16 protein-coding genes are annotated in these 15,878 nt (G+C 71.6%); 12 read left to right on the top strand and 4 right to left on the bottom strand.

Features of this window, described 5'->3' with window-relative positions; genetic code table 11:
- The first annotated feature begins 105 nt into the window (after positions 1–105).
- The 6 genes from R3F55_08980 (at position 106) to ychF (ending at position 6,155) form a co-directional block, all read left to right on the top strand.
- Positions 106–927: an ABC transporter permease gene (locus R3F55_08980; GenBank protein MEZ5667548.1), complete on the top strand. Its 822-nt coding sequence runs from the start codon at positions 106–108 to the stop codon at positions 925–927.
- Between the two features lie 9 nt (positions 928–936).
- Positions 937–2,364 carry a gamma-aminobutyraldehyde dehydrogenase gene (locus tag R3F55_08975; protein MEZ5667547.1) on the top strand — a complete coding sequence of 476 codons (1,428 nt, stop codon included), beginning with the start codon at positions 937–939 and terminating at the stop codon, positions 2,362–2,364.
- Between the two features lie 208 nt (positions 2,365–2,572).
- Positions 2,573–3,505 (top strand): ribose-phosphate pyrophosphokinase, encoded by a 933-nt coding sequence (locus R3F55_08970; protein MEZ5667546.1) that lies wholly within the window; start codon positions 2,573–2,575, stop codon positions 3,503–3,505.
- A 93-nt stretch (positions 3,506–3,598) separates the two neighbouring features.
- Complete coding sequence (locus tag R3F55_08965) at positions 3,599–4,219, top strand: 50S ribosomal protein L25/general stress protein Ctc (GenBank protein ID MEZ5667545.1); 621 nt, start codon at positions 3,599–3,601, stop codon at positions 4,217–4,219.
- Positions 4,220–4,261: 42 nt separating this feature from the next.
- Positions 4,262–4,999, top strand: coding sequence for an aminoacyl-tRNA hydrolase (gene pth / locus R3F55_08960; GenBank protein MEZ5667544.1), 738 nt, complete (start codon positions 4,262–4,264; stop codon positions 4,997–4,999).
- 52 nt (positions 5,000–5,051) lie between these two features.
- Positions 5,052–6,155: a redox-regulated ATPase YchF gene (gene ychF / locus R3F55_08955; GenBank protein ID MEZ5667543.1), complete on the top strand. Its 1,104-nt coding sequence runs from the start codon at positions 5,052–5,054 to the stop codon at positions 6,153–6,155.
- Here the strand turns inward: ychF and R3F55_08950 are convergent.
- Positions 6,145–7,572: a short-chain fatty acyl-CoA regulator family protein gene (locus R3F55_08950; protein MEZ5667542.1), complete on the bottom strand. Its 1,428-nt coding sequence runs from the start codon at positions 7,570–7,572 to the stop codon at positions 6,145–6,147. The two genes, ychF and R3F55_08950, sit on opposite strands and share 11 nt — an antisense overlap.
- Before the next feature lie 192 nt (positions 7,573–7,764).
- Here R3F55_08950 and aceA point away from each other — a divergent pair, with 192 nt between their 5' ends.
- From aceA to R3F55_08925, 5 genes are all read left to right on the top strand, one after another.
- Entirely contained in the window at positions 7,765–9,048 is a 1,284-nt protein-coding gene (aceA, locus tag R3F55_08945) for an isocitrate lyase (protein MEZ5667541.1), read from the top strand.
- Between the two features lie 76 nt (positions 9,049–9,124).
- Positions 9,125–9,379: an AMP nucleosidase gene (locus tag R3F55_08940; protein ID MEZ5667540.1), complete on the top strand. Its 255-nt coding sequence runs from the start codon at positions 9,125–9,127 to the stop codon at positions 9,377–9,379.
- Between the two features lie 231 nt (positions 9,380–9,610).
- Positions 9,611–10,633 carry an ABC transporter substrate-binding protein gene (locus R3F55_08935; GenBank protein ID MEZ5667539.1) on the top strand — a complete coding sequence of 341 codons (1,023 nt, stop codon included), beginning with the start codon at positions 9,611–9,613 and terminating at the stop codon, positions 10,631–10,633.
- Between the two features lie 60 nt (positions 10,634–10,693).
- Positions 10,694–11,485 (top strand): ABC transporter ATP-binding protein, encoded by a 792-nt coding sequence (locus R3F55_08930; protein MEZ5667538.1) that lies wholly within the window; start codon positions 10,694–10,696, stop codon positions 11,483–11,485.
- Complete coding sequence (locus tag R3F55_08925) at positions 11,482–12,252, top strand: ABC transporter permease (protein ID MEZ5667537.1); 771 nt, start codon at positions 11,482–11,484, stop codon at positions 12,250–12,252. The genes R3F55_08930 and R3F55_08925 overlap by 4 nt, the downstream gene beginning before the upstream one ends.
- 197 nt (positions 12,253–12,449) lie before the next feature.
- On the opposite strand, the gene R3F55_08920 is transcribed toward R3F55_08925, so the two are convergent.
- A complete protein-coding gene (locus R3F55_08920; GenBank protein ID MEZ5667536.1) occupies positions 12,450–13,559 on the bottom strand; it encodes a glycosyltransferase in 1,110 nt (369 codons plus the stop codon).
- Positions 13,560–13,653: 94 nt separating this feature from the next.
- Between R3F55_08920 and R3F55_08915 the strand changes: the two genes are divergently transcribed.
- On the top strand, positions 13,654–14,553 hold the full coding sequence (locus R3F55_08915) for a folate-binding protein (protein MEZ5667535.1): 900 nt from the start codon (positions 13,654–13,656) through the stop codon (positions 14,551–14,553).
- On the opposite strand, the gene R3F55_08910 is transcribed toward R3F55_08915, so the two are convergent.
- Both R3F55_08910 and R3F55_08905 read right to left on the bottom strand, forming a co-directional pair.
- Positions 14,522–15,241: a GNAT family protein gene (locus tag R3F55_08910; GenBank protein MEZ5667534.1), complete on the bottom strand. Its 720-nt coding sequence runs from the start codon at positions 15,239–15,241 to the stop codon at positions 14,522–14,524. The two genes, R3F55_08915 and R3F55_08910, sit on opposite strands and share 32 nt — an antisense overlap.
- Positions 15,238–15,849 carry a hypothetical protein gene (locus tag R3F55_08905; protein MEZ5667533.1) on the bottom strand — a complete coding sequence of 204 codons (612 nt, stop codon included), beginning with the start codon at positions 15,847–15,849 and terminating at the stop codon, positions 15,238–15,240. Before R3F55_08905 ends, R3F55_08910 begins: the two co-directional genes overlap by 4 nt.
- Positions 15,850–15,878: the final 29 nt, after the last annotated feature.

The following is a 15,878-nucleotide window of genomic DNA, read 5'->3' as shown; positions in this document are numbered from 1 at the left end:
TCATCCCCAGCCTTGCCCCGGAGATCTCCCGGAAACGGCGCACGTGTCCATGGCGGTCCCCGGCACATGGTCGGGGACGATGCGCGGTTGGGCAGGGACGCGCCCGTGAGCGCGGGGGCGCAGCGCATCGGCCGGCCGTCGCCGTGGCTGAAGCTGGCCGCGGTGGGCGGGCTGCTGTTCCTGCACCTGCCGCTGGCTTCGATCTTTCTCTACGCCTTCTCCACCGAGGACCGCAGCTACCAGTTCCCGCCGCCGGGGCTGACGCTGGACTGGTTCGCGGTGGCCTGGTCGCGCGACGACATCTGGGCCGCCATCGGCCTCAGCCTGCGCATCGCCGCGCTGTCGACCGCGATCGCGCTGGTGCTCGGCACCCTGTTCTCGGCGGCGCTGATGCGCTGGCGCGGCTTCGGCCAGAACGCGCTGTCGCTGCTGGTGATCCTGCCGATCGCGCTGCCCGGCGTCATCACCGGCATCGCGCTGCGCTCCACCTACGGCATGGTCGGCATCGACTTCTCGGTGCTGACCATCGTCGCCGGCCACGCCACCTTCTGCATCGTCGTGGTCTACAACAACGTCGTCGCCCGGCTCAGGCGCAGCTCGCCCTCGCTGTTCGAGGCCTCGATGGACCTCGGCGCCGACATGCTGCAGACCTTCCGCTACGTGGTGCTGCCGAACATCGCGACCGCGCTGCTGGCCGGCGGCATGCTGGCGTTCGCGCTGTCGTTCGACGAGGTCATCGTCACCACCTTCACCAGCGGCCAGCAGCAGACGCTGCCGATCTGGATGCTGAGCGAGCTGATCCGGCCGCGGCAGCGGCCGGTGACCAACGTGGTCGCCTGCTTCGTCATCCTGGTCACCTTCTTCCCCATCCTGATCGCGTATTACCTGACCCGCGGCACCCACGACGTGTCCGGCTCCGGCAAGTAGGAGGCTGAAATGCGGACCAAGCTGCTGATCGGCGGCGCGCTCGTCGCCGGCGACGGTCCGGTGGAGGAGATCGTCAACCCGGCGACCGGCGCGCGGATCGTCGGCGTGCCGGAGGCGAGCGCCGAGCAGGTCGACGCCGCGGTGCGCGCGGCCGGCGCGGCATTCGACGCCTGGTCGCAGACCACGCCGGCTGCCCGCGGCGCCCGGCTGCTGGCGCTGGCCGACGCCATCGAGAAGGACGCCGACGCCTTCGCCGCGCTGGAATCGCTGAACTGCGGCAAGCCGCGGGCCCGGATGGCCGAGGATGAGATGCCGGCGATCGTCGACACGTTCCGCTTCTTCGCCGGCGCCGCCCGCTGCCTGCCCGGCAGCGCCGCCGGCGAATACATGGCCGGCCACACCAGCATGCTGCGCCGCGACCCGGTCGGCGTGGTCGGCTCGATCGCGCCGTGGAACTACCCGCTGATGATGCTGGCGTGGAAGATCGCCCCGGCGCTGGCGGCCGGCAACGCGGTGGTGCTGAAGCCGTCGGAACAGACGCCGCTGACCGCGCTGAAGCTGGCCGAGGTGCTGAACGACATCTTCCCCGCCGGGGTGATCAACGTCGTCGCCGGACGCGGCGAGACCGTCGGCGCCGCGCTGACCAGCCATCCCGGCGTGCGCATGGTGTCGCTGACCGGCGACATCGCCACCGGCCAGAAGGTGCTGCAGGCGGCCGCCCGCACGCTGAAGCGCACCCACCTGGAGCTGGGCGGCAAGGCGCCGGTGATCGTGTTCGACGACGCCGACATCGACGCGGTGGTCGAGGGCGTGTCGGCCGGCGCCTTCTACAACGCCGGCCAGGACTGCACCGCGGCCTGCCGGGTCTACGCCGGCGCCAAGGTCCACGACCGGCTGGTCGCCGACCTGACCGGCGCGCTCGGCGCGCTGAAATACGGCGACCCGGCCGGCGCCGACACCTTCTTCGGGCCGCTGATCAGCCTGCGCCAGCGCGAGCGGGTGGCGAGCTTCGTCGAGCGCGCGCGCGGCCTCGGCCATACCGAGATCACCATCGGCGGCGAGAGCGGCGGCGGCGCCGGCTTCTTCTACAAGCCGACGCTGGTGGCGGGCGCGCGCCAGGAGGACGAGATCGTGCGCCGCGAGGTGTTCGGCCCGGTGGTCTCGGTCACCCGGTTCGACGATCCCGCCCAGGCGGTGGCCTGGGCCAACGACAGCGACTACGGGCTGGCCTCCTCGGTGTGGACCCGCGACGTGACCAAGGCGATGCACGCGGCCGCGCGGCTGCAATATGGCTGCACCTGGATCAACTGCCACTTCACCCTGGTCAACGAGATGCCGCACGGCGGCATGAAGATGTCGGGCTACGGCAAGGACATGTCGATGTACGGGCTGGAGGACTACACCGTCGCCCGCCACGTGATGGCGCGCTGGGGCTAGACGCGCGCGCGTGTCGCGGCGGCTCGTTTCGTCATCGGAGCGGGCCCCGGCGACGGCGCGTCCGCCCGGCCGGCGCAACGGCCTCTCCGGCGTTTACAGTCCCATGACGGGATGATAGGTTCCGCCCGCTTTTTCGGGGCGGCCGGCCCTTCGGCGCCTCTCGGTCCGATCACCCTCTCGCAACCTCGCGTCGGCGGACAGTGCGGCGATGAAGATTATTGCTGGCAACTCGAACCGGCCGCTGGCCGAGGCGGTCTCGGCCGCGCTGAACATCCCCATCACCCGCGCCAGCATCCGGCGGTTCTCCGACATGGAGATCTTCGTCGAGGTGCACGACAACATGCGCGGCGAGGACGTGTTCGTCGTCCAGTCGACCTCGTTCCCGGCCAACGACAACCTGATGGAACTGCTGGTGGTGCTGGACGCGCTGAAGCGCAGCTCGGCCCGCCGGGTGACCGCGGTGATGCCCTATTACGGCTATGCCCGCCAGGACCGGAAGACCGGACCGCGCACGCCGATCTCCGCCAAGCTGGTCGCCGACCTGATCACCACCGCCGGCGCCGACCGGGTGCTGACGCTGGAGCTGCACGCCGGCCAGATTCAGGGTTTCTTCAACGGGCCGGTCGACAACCTGTTCTCCGGCCCGCTTTTCGCCAAGGACATCAAGGAGCGTTTCGGCACCGACAACCTGATGATCGTGTCGCCCGACGTCGGCGGCGTGGTCCGGGCGCGCGGAATCGCGCGGCGGCTTGACGTGGACCTTGCGATCATCGATAAGCGCCGCGAACGGGCCGGCGTCTCGGAGGTGATGAACATCATCGGCGAGGTCGAGGGCCGGATCTGCATTCTGGTCGACGATATCGTCGATACGGCCGGGACCCTGTGCAACGCCGCCGTCGCGCTGATGGAGGCGGGGGCCGAACGGGTCGCCGCCTATGTGTCGCACGGCGTGCTGTCCGGTGGCGCGGTTGCCCGCGTCACCGCGTCGCCGTTGGAGCAGCTGGTGCTGACCGACAGCATCCAGGCGACCGAGGCGGTGCGGGTGGCGGAGAATATCCGCCAGCTGTCGGTGGCGCCGCTGATTGCCGAGGCGACCCGGCGGATCAGCGAGGAGCGCTCGGTATCGAGCCTGTTCGACTGAGCGCCCGGCGCCGCGCCGGGCGGGACATGAGCGGATCGTTTTGGCGCCGGGGCGGGGCAGCCCGCGGCGCCCGTGGGTTTGGAGGATGGTAGCATGGCTGAGATGAGCACGCTGGCGGTGGAGCCGCGCGAGGGCCGCGGCAAGGGCGGGGCCCGGGCGGTGCGGCGCGAGGGCCTGGTTCCGGGCATCGTCTACGGCGCCGGCAGCGAGCCGACGCTGGTGGCGATGGAGGGCCGCGCGCTGATGCGCGAGCTGCGCAAGCCGGGCTTCTTCGCCCAGCTCTATCAGCTCAAGGTCGGCGACGCCGAGGAGCGGGTGCTGCCGCGCGCGGTGCAGTTCGACCCGGTCAGCGATGCGCCGATCCACTTCGACCTGATGCGCGTGTCGTCCGACATGACCATCGTGGTCGCGATCCCGGTGCGGTTCCTGCAGGAAGGCGCCTCGCCCGGCCTGAAGGCCGGCGGCGTGCTCAACGTCGTCCGCCACGAGGTCGAGCTGCATTGCCCGGTCGACGCGATCCCCGACCATATCGAGATCGACCTGACCGACACCCAGATCGGCGAATCGATCCATTTCAGTCGGGTGACCGGCGCGGCCGACATGAAGCCGGTGATCACCGACCGCGATTTCACCATCGCCACCATCGCCCCGCCGACGGTCGCCACCGCCGCCGCGGCCGGCGAGGGCGAGGAGGAAGAGGGCGAGGAGGACTGACCGGCCCGGCGCGACCCGCGCCGGCCGTCCGGGTGAGCCGCCATGCTGCTGTTCGTCGGGCTGGGCAATCCGGGCGCGGACTATGCCCGCAACCGGCACAATATCGGCTTCATGGCGGTCGACGCGATCGCGCAGCGGCACGGCTTCGGTCCGTGGCGCCGCCGCTTCCAGTCCGAGGTGGCCGAGGGCGCGCTTGACGGCGAGAAGGTGATCGCGGTCAAGCCGCAGACCTACATGAACCATTCCGGCCGCGCCGTCGGCGAGGCGCTGCGCTTCTTCAAGCTGGCCCCGAACGCGGCGTTCGTCTTCTACGACGAGCTCGACCTCGCGCCCGGCAAGATCCGGGTCAAGCTGGGCGGCGGGCGCGGCAGCCACAACGGCATCCGCGACATCACCGACCACATCGGCGCCGACTTCTGGCGCGTGCGCATCGGCATCGGCCATCCCGGCCACAAGGACGCGGTGATCGGCCACGTGCTGAAGGACTTCGCCAAGTCGGACCGCGGCTGGCTGGAGACCCTGCTCGACTCGGTCGCCGCGGCGGCGCCGCTGCTGGTGACCGGCGACCCGAACGGCTTCATGAACAAGGTCGCCGTGGCGCTGCAGCCGCCGCGCGAGCCGAAGCAACCGCCCGGCCCGAAGGCCCAGCCGGCCGGCGCGCCCGGCCCGAGTTCGAGCCCGCCGCCGCTGGCCGGCGACACCGCCGCGGCGCCGGAGGCGCCGAAGGGCGCGCTCGGCGCGGCGCTGGCGCGGGTGTTCGGCCGCGGCGGGGCGGACTGAGGCCACCCCTTGACCGGCGGCGCTGCCTGCGCCGCCCAACACGGAACAGCTCATGGGTTTCAAATGCGGCATCGTCGGCCTGCCCAACGTCGGCAAGTCGACCCTGTTCAACGCGCTGACCGCCACCGCGGCGGCCGAGGCGGCGAACTATCCGTTCTGCACGATCGAGCCCAATGTCGGCCGGGTCGCGGTGCCCGACCCGCGGCTCGACACCATTGCCGGGCTGGCCAGGTCGGCCAAGACCGTGCACACCCAGATCGAGTTCGTCGACATCGCCGGCCTGGTCCGCGGCGCCAGCAAGGGCGAGGGCCTGGGCAACCAGTTCCTCGCCAACATCCGCGAGGTCGACGCCATCGCCCATGTGCTGCGCTGCTTCGCCGACGACAACGTCACCCATGTCGAGGGCCGGGTCGATCCGGTCGACGACGCCGAGACGGTCGAGACCGAGCTGATGCTGGCCGACCTCGACAGCCTGGAGAAGCGGGCGGTTGCCGCGGAGAAGCGGGCCAAGGGCGGCGACCGCGACGCCAAGGCCGAGCTGCCGGTGATGCAGGCCGCGCTGGCGGCCCTGCGCGAGGGCCTGCCGGCGCTGAGCGTGCTGGCGGGGCTGTCGGCGGAGGACAGGGTCACCTTCCGGCGGCTGCAGCTGCTGACCGGCAAGCCCGTGCTCTATGTCTGCAACGTCGACGAGGCCTCGGCGGCAGGCGGCAACGCGTTCAGCGCCGCGGTCGAGGCGATGGCCGCCCGGAAGGGCGCCGAGGCGGTGGTGATCTCGGCCAAGATCGAGTCCGAGCTGGCCATGCTCGACGCCGACGACAAGGCCCTGTTCCTCGCCGAGCTCGGGCTGGCCGAGCCGGGCCTCAACCGCTTCATCCGCGCCGGCTATGGCCTGCTCGGCCTGATCACCTTCTTCACCGCCGGCCCGAAGGAGGCGCGCGCCTGGACCGTGCCGGTCGGCGCCAAGGCGCCGGCCGCCGCCGGCACCATCCACGGCGACTTCGAGCGCGGCTTCATCTGCGCCGAGACCATCGCCTTCGAGGACTACATCGCCACCGGCGGCGAGGCGGCGGCGAAGGAAGCCGGCAAGATGCGCCAGGAGGGCAAGGAATATGTCGTCCACGACGGCGACGTGATGCTGTTCCGCTTCAACGTGTAGCCGGCGCCGGCTCGTAGCCGAACGGCAGCGCCCCGCGCTGGTTGAGGTCGACCGCCAGGCGGTGGCCGGCGGGCGGATGGGCGCGGTCGGCGCAGTCGAGGCGGTCGCAGGCGCGGCAGTGCGGGCCGATCGGGGTCGCCGCCGCATCGACGGCCAGCGCCAGGCCGTCGGCATAGACGGTCTGCGCGGCGTGGGCGGCATCGCAGCCCAGCATCAGCGCATGCAGCCGCGGCGGCTCGCCGTGGCCCAGGCCCGGCCCTTCGACCGTGCGGGCGACGGCAAGGAAGCGCGCGCCGTCGGGCATCTCCGCCAGCTGCACCCGGGTGCGGCCGGGGGTGCGGAAGGCGTCGTGCAGCACCCAGCGCGGGCAGGCGCCGCCGAAGCTGGGCAACTGCATGCCGCCGGCCGACAGCCGCTTCGCCACGTTGCCGGCGCGGTCGACCTTGACCAGGAAGAACGGCACGCCGCGCGCGCCCGGCCGGCCCAGCGTGGTCAGCCGGTGGCAGGCCTGCTCGAAACCGACGTCGAAGCGCGCGGCGACCACGTCGATATCGTAGCGCGCGGCGGTGGCCGCCCGGTAGACCGCGTCGTAGGGCATCATCGCCGCGCCGGCGAAATAGTGCGCCAGCGCCAGCCCGCCGAGATCGGCCGCCTCGCCGTCCAGCCGGGCATCTGCCAGCAGGCGCACGATCAGCGCGCGGTGATGCACCAGGGCGAACTGGGCCAGCAGCTGGAACAGCCGCGCCGGCGGCGGCAGCATCTCGTTGAGCAGGATGCGGCGTCCGTGGGTGTCGTAGCGGCGCAGCACGCCCGCCATCACCTCGGCCGGCATGATCCGCACCCGGGTGCCGTAGTGCTGGTCGAGATGGGCTGCGAGCGCGGGCAGCGCGACGCGACTGCCCAGCCCGGCATCGGCCGACAGCGCCTCCGCCGCCTCCTCCAGCGCCGGGAAGTGGTTGCCGGCGGCCTGCAGCGCGTCGCGCACGCGCTCGAGCGCCAGCGCGGCGCCCGCCGGTGCGAGGGTGCCGGCCGGGTCCTCGACCGGCCGCGCGGTCGCGGCGTCGCGATAGGCGCGGTACAGGTTGACCACCGCCTGCGCGGCGGCCGGCGAGGCCTCGGCGAAGTCGATCAGGTCCTGGCGGCGGATGTCCTCGCCCTCGAACAGCGGGTCGCCGAACACCTCGCCCAGCGCCGCCGACAGACGCGCCGCATCGTCTTCGGCGAAGCTCTGCAGGTCGAGGTCGAACAGCCGCCCGATCTTCAGCAGCAGGTCGATGGTCACCGGCCGCTGGTTGCGCTCGATCAGGTTCAGGTAGCTGGCGGAGATGCCCAGCCGCTCGGCCAGCGCCGCTTGGGTCAGGCCCCGGTCGCGCCGCAGCCGGCGCAGCTTGTGGCCCAGCATCGCTTTCTTCGCCATGCCGCAGTATGTCAAGAAACGACAATATTACAATATCGATTTAAGTGTGTACGACCGATCGACAGTGTGGCCGTAATTCGCGGAAAACCGCGGAAATCTGGATTGCAGGGCCGCTTCCCCGCTGTGCATGGTGCGCGGCATCGGATCCGTTGTCGATTGACAGGATCTACAGCCACGCGAAAGGAGATCGTCATGGCACCGCTCGACACCATGCCCGACAGCGAGACCGGCGCGGCGGATGCCGACCGCTTCGCCGGCATCCGCCGCGACTACGCGCCCGAGGAGGTCGAGCGGCTGCGCGGCTCGCTCCGCATCCGCCACACCCTGGCCGAGCGCGGCGCCGCCCGGCTGTGGCGCACCCTGCGCACCCGGCCCTATGTCAACGCGTTGGGCGCCACCACCGGTTGCCAGGCGGTGCAGATGGCCCGCGCCGGGCTGGAGTCGATCTACCTGTCCGGCTGGCAGGTGGCGGCGGACGCCAACGAATCCGGCAACATGTACCCCGACCAGAGCCTGTATCCGGCCAACTCGGTGCCGCAGGTGATCCGGCGGATCAACCGCGCGCTGCAGCGCGCCGACCAGATCGAGCACAGCGAGGGCGGGGCACGGCGCGACTGGTTCGTGCCGATCGTCGCCGACGCCGAGGCCGGTTTCGGCGGGCCGCTGAACGCGTTCGAGCTGATGAAGGCGATGATCGAGGCCGGCGCCGCCGGCGTGCATTTCGAGGACCAGCTCGCCTCGGAGAAGAAGTGCGGCCACCTCGGCGGCAAGGTTCTGGTGCCGATCAAGAGCTTCGTCCGCACGTTGAACGCGGCCCGGCTGGCGGCGGACGTGATGCAGGTGCCGACGGTGCTGATCGCGCGGATCGACGCGGAAAGCGCCAAGCTGATCACCAGCGACGTCGACGCGCGCGACCATCCCTTCATCGACCGCGCCACCCGCACCGACGAGGGCTTCCACCCGATCAACCCGGACGGACGGATGGACTATTGCGTGGCGCGCGCCTTCGCCTTCGCGCCCTATGCCGACCTGATCTGGATGGAGACGTCGAAGCCGAACCTGGAGCAGGCGCGGATCTTCGCCGAGCGGGTGCACGAGCGCTTCCCCGGCAAGATGCTGGCCTACAACTGCTCGCCCAGCTTCAACTGGAAGAAGCACCTGGGCGCGGACGACATCGCCCGCTTCCAGCGCGCGATCGGCGCGATGGGCTACAAGTACCAGTTCATCACGCTGGCCGGCTTCCACTCGCTGAACTACGCCACATTCCAGCTCGCCCGCGGCTATGCCGAGCGGCAGATGGCGGCCTATGCCGAGCTGCAGGCGGCAGAGTTCGCGGCCGAGGCCGACGGCTACACCGCCACCCGCCACCAGCGCGAGGTCGGCACCGGCTATTTCGACCTGGTGTCCCAGGCCGTCGCCGGCGGCCGCAGCGCCACCACGGCGATGGCCGAGAGCACCGAGGCCGCCCAGTTCTGAGCGCAACTGCGTTGGCCGGACCCGGCGCGCCAAGGCGGCGTCGCCGGCCCGGCCGGACGTGAAAGGGACCGAGACCATGAGCACCGCAGCCGACGCGAACGCCGATCCGGCTTCGCCCGACCGCATCACCGTCTTCGCCCGCGAGTTCGGGCCGGCGGCGATGGAATATCATCGCCGCGAGATGGGGCGGCGCGGCTATCGCCTCGCCGGGCCGATCGTGCGCCAGAACGTCTTCCTGGTCGACGGACCCGGCAAGCCGAGCCCGCTGCTGGACGGCGAGCCGCACTATGCGGCGACGTTCGTGCGGGTCGCCGGCCACAGCGCAGCCTGACCCGCCGCCCGCGGGCGGCGGCGCGCGTCCCCCCGTGGCGCCGCCGTCCGCGGCCGCCTTCGCCGGCGTGTGCGCGAACTGTCGCGCGGCCGTCAATTTTCCCCTGACAGTCGCCCCCCGGCATGGTTTGGTGCAGCCAAACCGCGACCGCGGACCGCGGCGGGGCCTGCATGCGATGGCACGGCCCTTGCTGACCCAACCGCGAACGCATCAGCAGGGAGGACGACAGCCATGAATCTCGGGCTCTGGCATCTTGGCGCGGCGGTGGCCGTGGTGACCGCGGCAGGCACCGGCTCGGCGCGGGCCCAGGTCGACATCAACTTCACGCTCGACTGGCGCTACCAGGGGCCGACGGCGGCCTATCTCGTCGCCGCCGACAAGGGCTATTTCGAGGAAGAGGGCCTCGACGTCACCATCGACGCCGGCAACGGCTCGGCAGGCGCGGTGACCCGCGTGGCCAGCGGTGCCTATCAAATGGGCATGGCCGACATCAACGCGGTGGTCAATTTCGTGGTCGAGAACCCCGACCAGGACATCAAGGCCGTCTACATGCTGTACGACGCGCCGCCGTTCAGCGTGTTCACCCTGAAGACCAGCGGCATCGAGACGCCGGCGGACATGGAGGGCCGCTCGCTGGGCGCGCCGGTGTTCGACGCCTCCTACCAGCTGTTCCCTGCCTTCGCGGCCGAGACCGGCATCGACGAGAGCAAGGTCGAGCGGATCAACATGGACGTGCCGCTGCGCGAGACCATGCTGGCGACCGGCGAGGTCGACATGATCTCCGGCCACTTCTTCTCCTCGATGCTCGACCTGCGCGCCAAGGGCGTGGCCGAGGAGGACGTGCGCTATTTCCTCTATGCCGACTACGGCATGGACTTCTACGGCAATGCGGTGATCGCCTCGGGCGATTTCATCGCCGAGCATCCGGACGCGATCGCCGCCTTCCTGCGCGCGCTGGCCCGCGGCTGGCAGGACGTGATCGCGGACCCGGCCGCCGCGATGGACTCGGTGGTGGCGCGCGACCCGCTGGTCGACCCGGCGCTAGAACTGGAGCGGCTGCACCTGGCGCTCGACAAGAACGTGATGACGCCGTTCGTGATGGAGCACGGCATGGGCACCATCGTGCCCGAGCGCATGGCCAGCGCCATCGACCAGCTCGCCATCGCCTATGGCTTCACCGACAAGCCGACCGTCGACCAGATCTGGACCGACGCCTTCCTGCCGGAAGCGGAGCTGCGGATGATCGGCCAGTAGGACCGGGGCCGCGCGCCGGTCCGGGGCGGCCGCTTCCGCACCGGCGCGCGGTATCCGCCGATGGCCTTTCTCGAAGTCGACAGTGTCGCGCTGTCCTACGGCGGCGACGGCGGCGATGGCGGCACCCTTGCACTGCAGGATTGCAGCCTGGCGGTCGAGCGCGGCGATTTCGTCGCGCTGGTCGGGCCGTCGGGCTGCGGCAAGTCCTCGCTGCTGAAGGTGGTCAGCGGCCTGTACCCGGTCAGCGCCGGCAGCGCCCGGCTCGACGGCAAGCCGATCACCGGCCCGCAGCACGGCGTCGGCATGGCGTTCCAGAACGCCACGCTGCTGCCCTGGCGCAACACGCTGGACAACGTGCTGCTGCCGCTGGAAGTGAGCGACGCGCACCGGCGCACCTTCCGCGCCCGCAAGGCGCAGCACGTGGCCGCCGCCCGCGAGCTGCTGTCGATCGTCGGCCTGTCGGAGTTCGAGCGGCACGCGCCATACCAGCTGTCCGGCGGCATGCAGCAGCGCGCCTCGCTGTGCCGCTCGCTGATCCACGACCCGGATCTGCTGCTGCTCGACGAGCCGTTCGCCGCGCTGGACGCCTTCACCCGCGAGGAGCTGTGGGCGGTGCTGCAGGACCTGCACGCGCGCAAGCGGTTCACCGTGGTGCTGGTCACCCACGACCTGCGCGAGGCGGTCTATCTCGCCGACACGGTCTATGTCGTCAGCAAGCGGCCCGGCCGCATCGTCAGCCGGCGCGACATCGCGCTGGCGCGGCCGCGCACGCTGGACGACACCTTCGCGCCCGACTTCGTCGACATCGTCCACCACCTGCGCGACCAGATCAGCGAGGTGCGGGCGGCATGAACCCGAAGCTGGCCCAGAGGATCGCGCCGTGGGCGGCAACCGCGCTGCTGCTGGTGGTGTGGGAGGTGGCCTGCCGGGCGTTCGCGGTGAAGGAGTTCGTGCTGCCGACGCCGAGCGCCAGCCTGGCCGAGCTGTGGAACTCGCGCGCCGTGATCGTGCACTTCGCCTGGCCGACGCTGTGGGTCACGCTGGCCGGTTTCGCGGTGGCGGTGGTGTTCGGCATCTTCCTCGGCGTGGTCACCGGCGCCTCGGCGCTGACCTATGCCGCGCTCTATCCGATGCTGATCGGCTTCAACTCGATCCCCAAGGTGGCGATCGTGCCGGTGCTGGTGGTCTGGTTCGGCTTCGGCATCGTGCCGGGCGTGCTGACCGCCTTCCTGATCTCGTTCTTCCCGATCGTCGTCAACGTCGCGACCGGGCTGGCGACGCTGGAGCCGGAGCTGCGCGACGTGCTGCGCTCGCTGGGCGCGCGCCCGATCGACATCCTGCTCAAGGTCGGGCTGCCGCGGGCGATGCCCTATTTCTTCGCCTCGCTGAAGGTGGCGGTGACGCTGGCCTTCGTCGGCACCATCATCGCCGAGACCATGGCCGGCAACCAGGGCATCGGCAACATGATGCAGACCGCCTCGTCCAACTTCAACGTGCCGCTGGTGTTCGCCGGCCTGATCGTGGTCGCGGTGATGGGCGTCGGCATGTACGCTGCCTTCGCCTGGGTCGAGAAGCGGATGACCGGCTGGGCCTACCGCGGCGGCGGCGGCGTGGGCTGAGCGGCCGAGCAACCCGTCGGCCGGCGCGGGCGCGTGCCAGGAACCTACGAAAAGCGTGTCCTGCGGACGCCGTACATCATTGCCTATGCGCTGAGCGACGGCGCGATCACGGTCCTTCGGGTGATCCATGCCGGACGTAACTGGCCGGACGGCGGCTGGCCTCGGTGACCTCGCATGGCCGCTGCCGGAACTCGGCCCTACTCGGCGGCCTTCCCCTCACCCGAGGCGGCCACCAACGCCTCGGCCGGCGCCTCGTCGGGCTTGGCGACCGGCAGCATGCGGTCGAACAGCGCCTCCCAGTCCTTGGTCGCCGCCTCCCAGGTGCGGCGGCCGGCGGTCAGCCGGGCCTGGGCGCTCATCCGCCGGAACTCGCTGTCGTTGTTCAGCAGCTTCAGCACCGCGGTGGCGAAGGCGCCCTCGTCGTCGGTGACGAAGCCGGACTGGTTGTCGCGCACCCGCTCCACCGCCGCGCCGCTGGGCTTGACCACGGCCGGCAGGCCGACCGCCTGGCTCTCGGCCAGCGTGCCTGCCATCATGTCGAGCGGGCTGCCGGCATGCAGGTGCACGCGGGCGGCGCGCATCGCCGCCGCCATCTCGAGGTCGGGCAGCGGCGCCTTGACCTTGACGTTGCGGTGCTTGGCCGAGGCGACGATGTGGTGGATCGACTTGAAGTCGTCGGCCAGCGGCGCGCCGTTGGCGAAGGCATGCAGCGCGGCGGAGTAGATGTGCAGCTCGGCCTTCGGCGCGATCGGATGGATGCCCTCGAGCCAGGCCTGCATCAGCCAGCCGAGGCCGTGGCGCGGGTCGCCGGTGACGATCGCCGTCGGCGCCTCCGCGCTTTCCATCGGCTTGCGTTCCAGGAACGCCGGCGCGACCCCGGGCGAGATCACGGTGAACGGCATCTGCAACAGCTCGTCCCAGGTCTGCTCGTGATAGGCGCCCTGCAGCACCGTGTGCGCGTCGAAGGCCAGGATGCGCGGCCGGTGGACGTCGTTCTGCAGGGTGAAGCCGGGCGCGTTGGCCCACAGGATGCGCCGCGGCACATCGGCGACGAAGTTCAGCGACGACGGCCGCCGGCACGCGATCAGCACGTCGGCGCGCGGCGGCCGCTCGCCGTCGAGCGCGCGCCAGGCGACGGCGTCGACCGGCTCGGGATCGCTGCAGCGGGTGAACACCTGGACCGTATGGTCGCGCTCGGTCAGGGCGAGCGCGAGATGGGCGACCGCCTTCTCCATCGCACCGGCCGGCCCGGCGACGGCCTGGGTGCCGGTATAGGTGTGGGCGTCGTCGACGATGATGATGTGCATGGCGTCTGGCTTATACGGGGCGCCCTCGGCCTTGCCAAGCGGCGGCACGGAGTCAATTTGTACGCACGGCCCGGCGGCCGGCGGAAAGGATGGCATGGACCGACCCTCATACGCGATGCTGGACTGGCGCGGCGCCGTCGCGGTGACCGGCGCCGACGCGGTGCCGTTCCTGCAGGGCCTGGTCTCCAACGACGTCGCGCGGGTCGCGCCGGACCGGGCGATCTGGACCGCCTTCCTGACCGCGCAGGGCAAGTTCCTGCACGAGTTCATGGTGGTCGCCGCCGGCGACGCGCTGCTGCTGGACTGCGAGCGGGCGCGGCGTGCCGACCTGGTGCGGCGGCTGAAGGTCTACCGGCTGCGCTCGCAGGCGACCGTGGCGGAGGCGGAGGCGCAGGTGGCCGTGCTGTTCGGGCCGGACCTGGCCGAAGCGACGGGGCTGGACCTCGCGCCCGGCGCGGCGCGGGCGGTGCCGGGCGGCGTCGTCTACGGCGATCCGCGGCTGCCGGCGCTGGGCCTGCGCGCGCTGCTCGACCCCGACGGCGCGGCGTGGCTGCGCGGCCTCGGCCTCGCCGAGGCGCCGACCGCGGCCTGGGACCGGCTGCGTATCGGCCTCGGCGTGCCCGACGGCAGCCGCGACCTGCCGCCGGAGAAGGCGATCCTGCTGGAGAACGGCTTCGACGAGCTGCACGGGCTCGACTGGGACAAGGGCTGCTATCTCGGCCAGGAGCTGACCGCGCGCACGCGCTATCGCGGGCTGGTGCGCAAGCGGCTGCTGCCGGTCGCCGTCGACGGGCCGATGCCGGCGCCGGAGACGCCGGTCACACAGGCCGGCCGCGAGGTGGGCACGGTGCATTCCGGCGCCGCCGGCATGGCGCTGGCCCGGCTGCGGCTGGAGGCGCTGGAGGACGGCGGCGCGCTGACCGCCGGCGCGGCGACGCTGGCGCCGGCGATCCCGGACTGGGTCAGCCTGCCGGCGCGTCCATCAGCCGGCTGAGCGCCTGGATCTGGCGGCCCGCGGCGTCGAAATTGGCGTCGTCGAGCCAGGCGCGGATGCGCGCCGCAATGTCGGGCCACTCCTCGGCCAGGATCGAGAAAAAGGCGGTGTCGCGCACCCGGCCCTTCACCAGCATGTGGGCATGGAGCGTGCCTTCGTAGCGGAAGCCAAGCCGCAGGGCGGCGCGGCGCGACGGCGCGTTCAGCGCGTTGCACTTCCACTGCAGCCGCAGATAGCCGAGATCCTCCATCGCGTGGGCCATCATCAGGAACAGCGCCTCGGTGGCGGCGCGGGTGCGCTGCAGCGCCGGCGACAGCCAGATGTGGCCGATCTCGATGCCGCCCTGCGCCGGCCTGATGTCCATGAAGGCCGCCATGCCGGCCGCCTGCCCGGTCGCGCGGTCGACGACGGCCAGCATCAGCGGATCGTCGAGCGGCGGATAGGTGGCCAGGAAGGCGTCGAACGGGCCGCGCGCGGCAAACGGCCCCGCGCCCATGTAGTCCCAGGTGGCGTCCGCGCCCGGCGCCTGGCCGGCCGCGAACAGCGCGTCGCCATGCGCGGCGGGGTCGAGCGGTTCCAGCCGCACGTGCCGGCCGGCAAGCGGTGCCCGGGCGGGCGGCCGCGCCGACCAGCCGTCCGGCACCGGCGCGAAGGCGACCGCACGGCGCGCAGGTCGCGGCGCGTTCATTCGGCGTCGTTGGGCTGGGCGACGTTGAGGACCAGGAAGGCGATCTGCGGCAGCAGCTGGATGCTGATCACCGCGCGCGGCGGGAAGCCTTCGGTGGCGAAGCGCAGCATCTGCGGCGTCTCGCCGTCGCCGTCGGGGCCCAGCAGGCCCAGGGGGCCGATCTCGCTGACGGGGCCGCCCGCCTCCGCCACCGGGGCGCCGAGGATGGCCGCGGCCTCTTCGCGCGCGATGTCCGCGATCGCGCCGAGCCGGCGTGTCGACCGGACGATCTGCAGCACGCACTGGACCACGCGGCCCTCGCGGAAGCCGTTGACCGAGGCGAGCAGGATCGCGTGCTCGCCGCCGTCCATCAGCGCCTGGATCGAGCCGCTGGCCGAGCCGATCAGGCCGTCCTCGGACCGGCCGGCGCCGCCCTCGTCGTACAGGCCGGCGGTATAGACGATCGGCTCGACCGCGTCGACGACCGCTCGGCAATCGTGGGCGAAGCGGTCCCACACGGCCCGCGCGTAGGCGTCGTCGTCGCCGCTGCCGTCCTGGGCCGCGGCGGCGCCCGCGAGTGCCGCGCCGGCCAGCAGCCCGCACAGGTTGATGGCAATGCGTCCGGTCATCGGCTGGTCCCCTTGTCGTGTCGGTGCGC

It is taken from the genome of Alphaproteobacteria bacterium, from assembly GCA_041396705.1.
Lineage (GTDB): Bacteria > Pseudomonadota > Alphaproteobacteria > CALKHQ01 > CALKHQ01 > CALKHQ01.
Note: the sequence above shows the minus strand (reverse complement) of the source record. Positions and strands in the feature narration are given on the sequence as shown.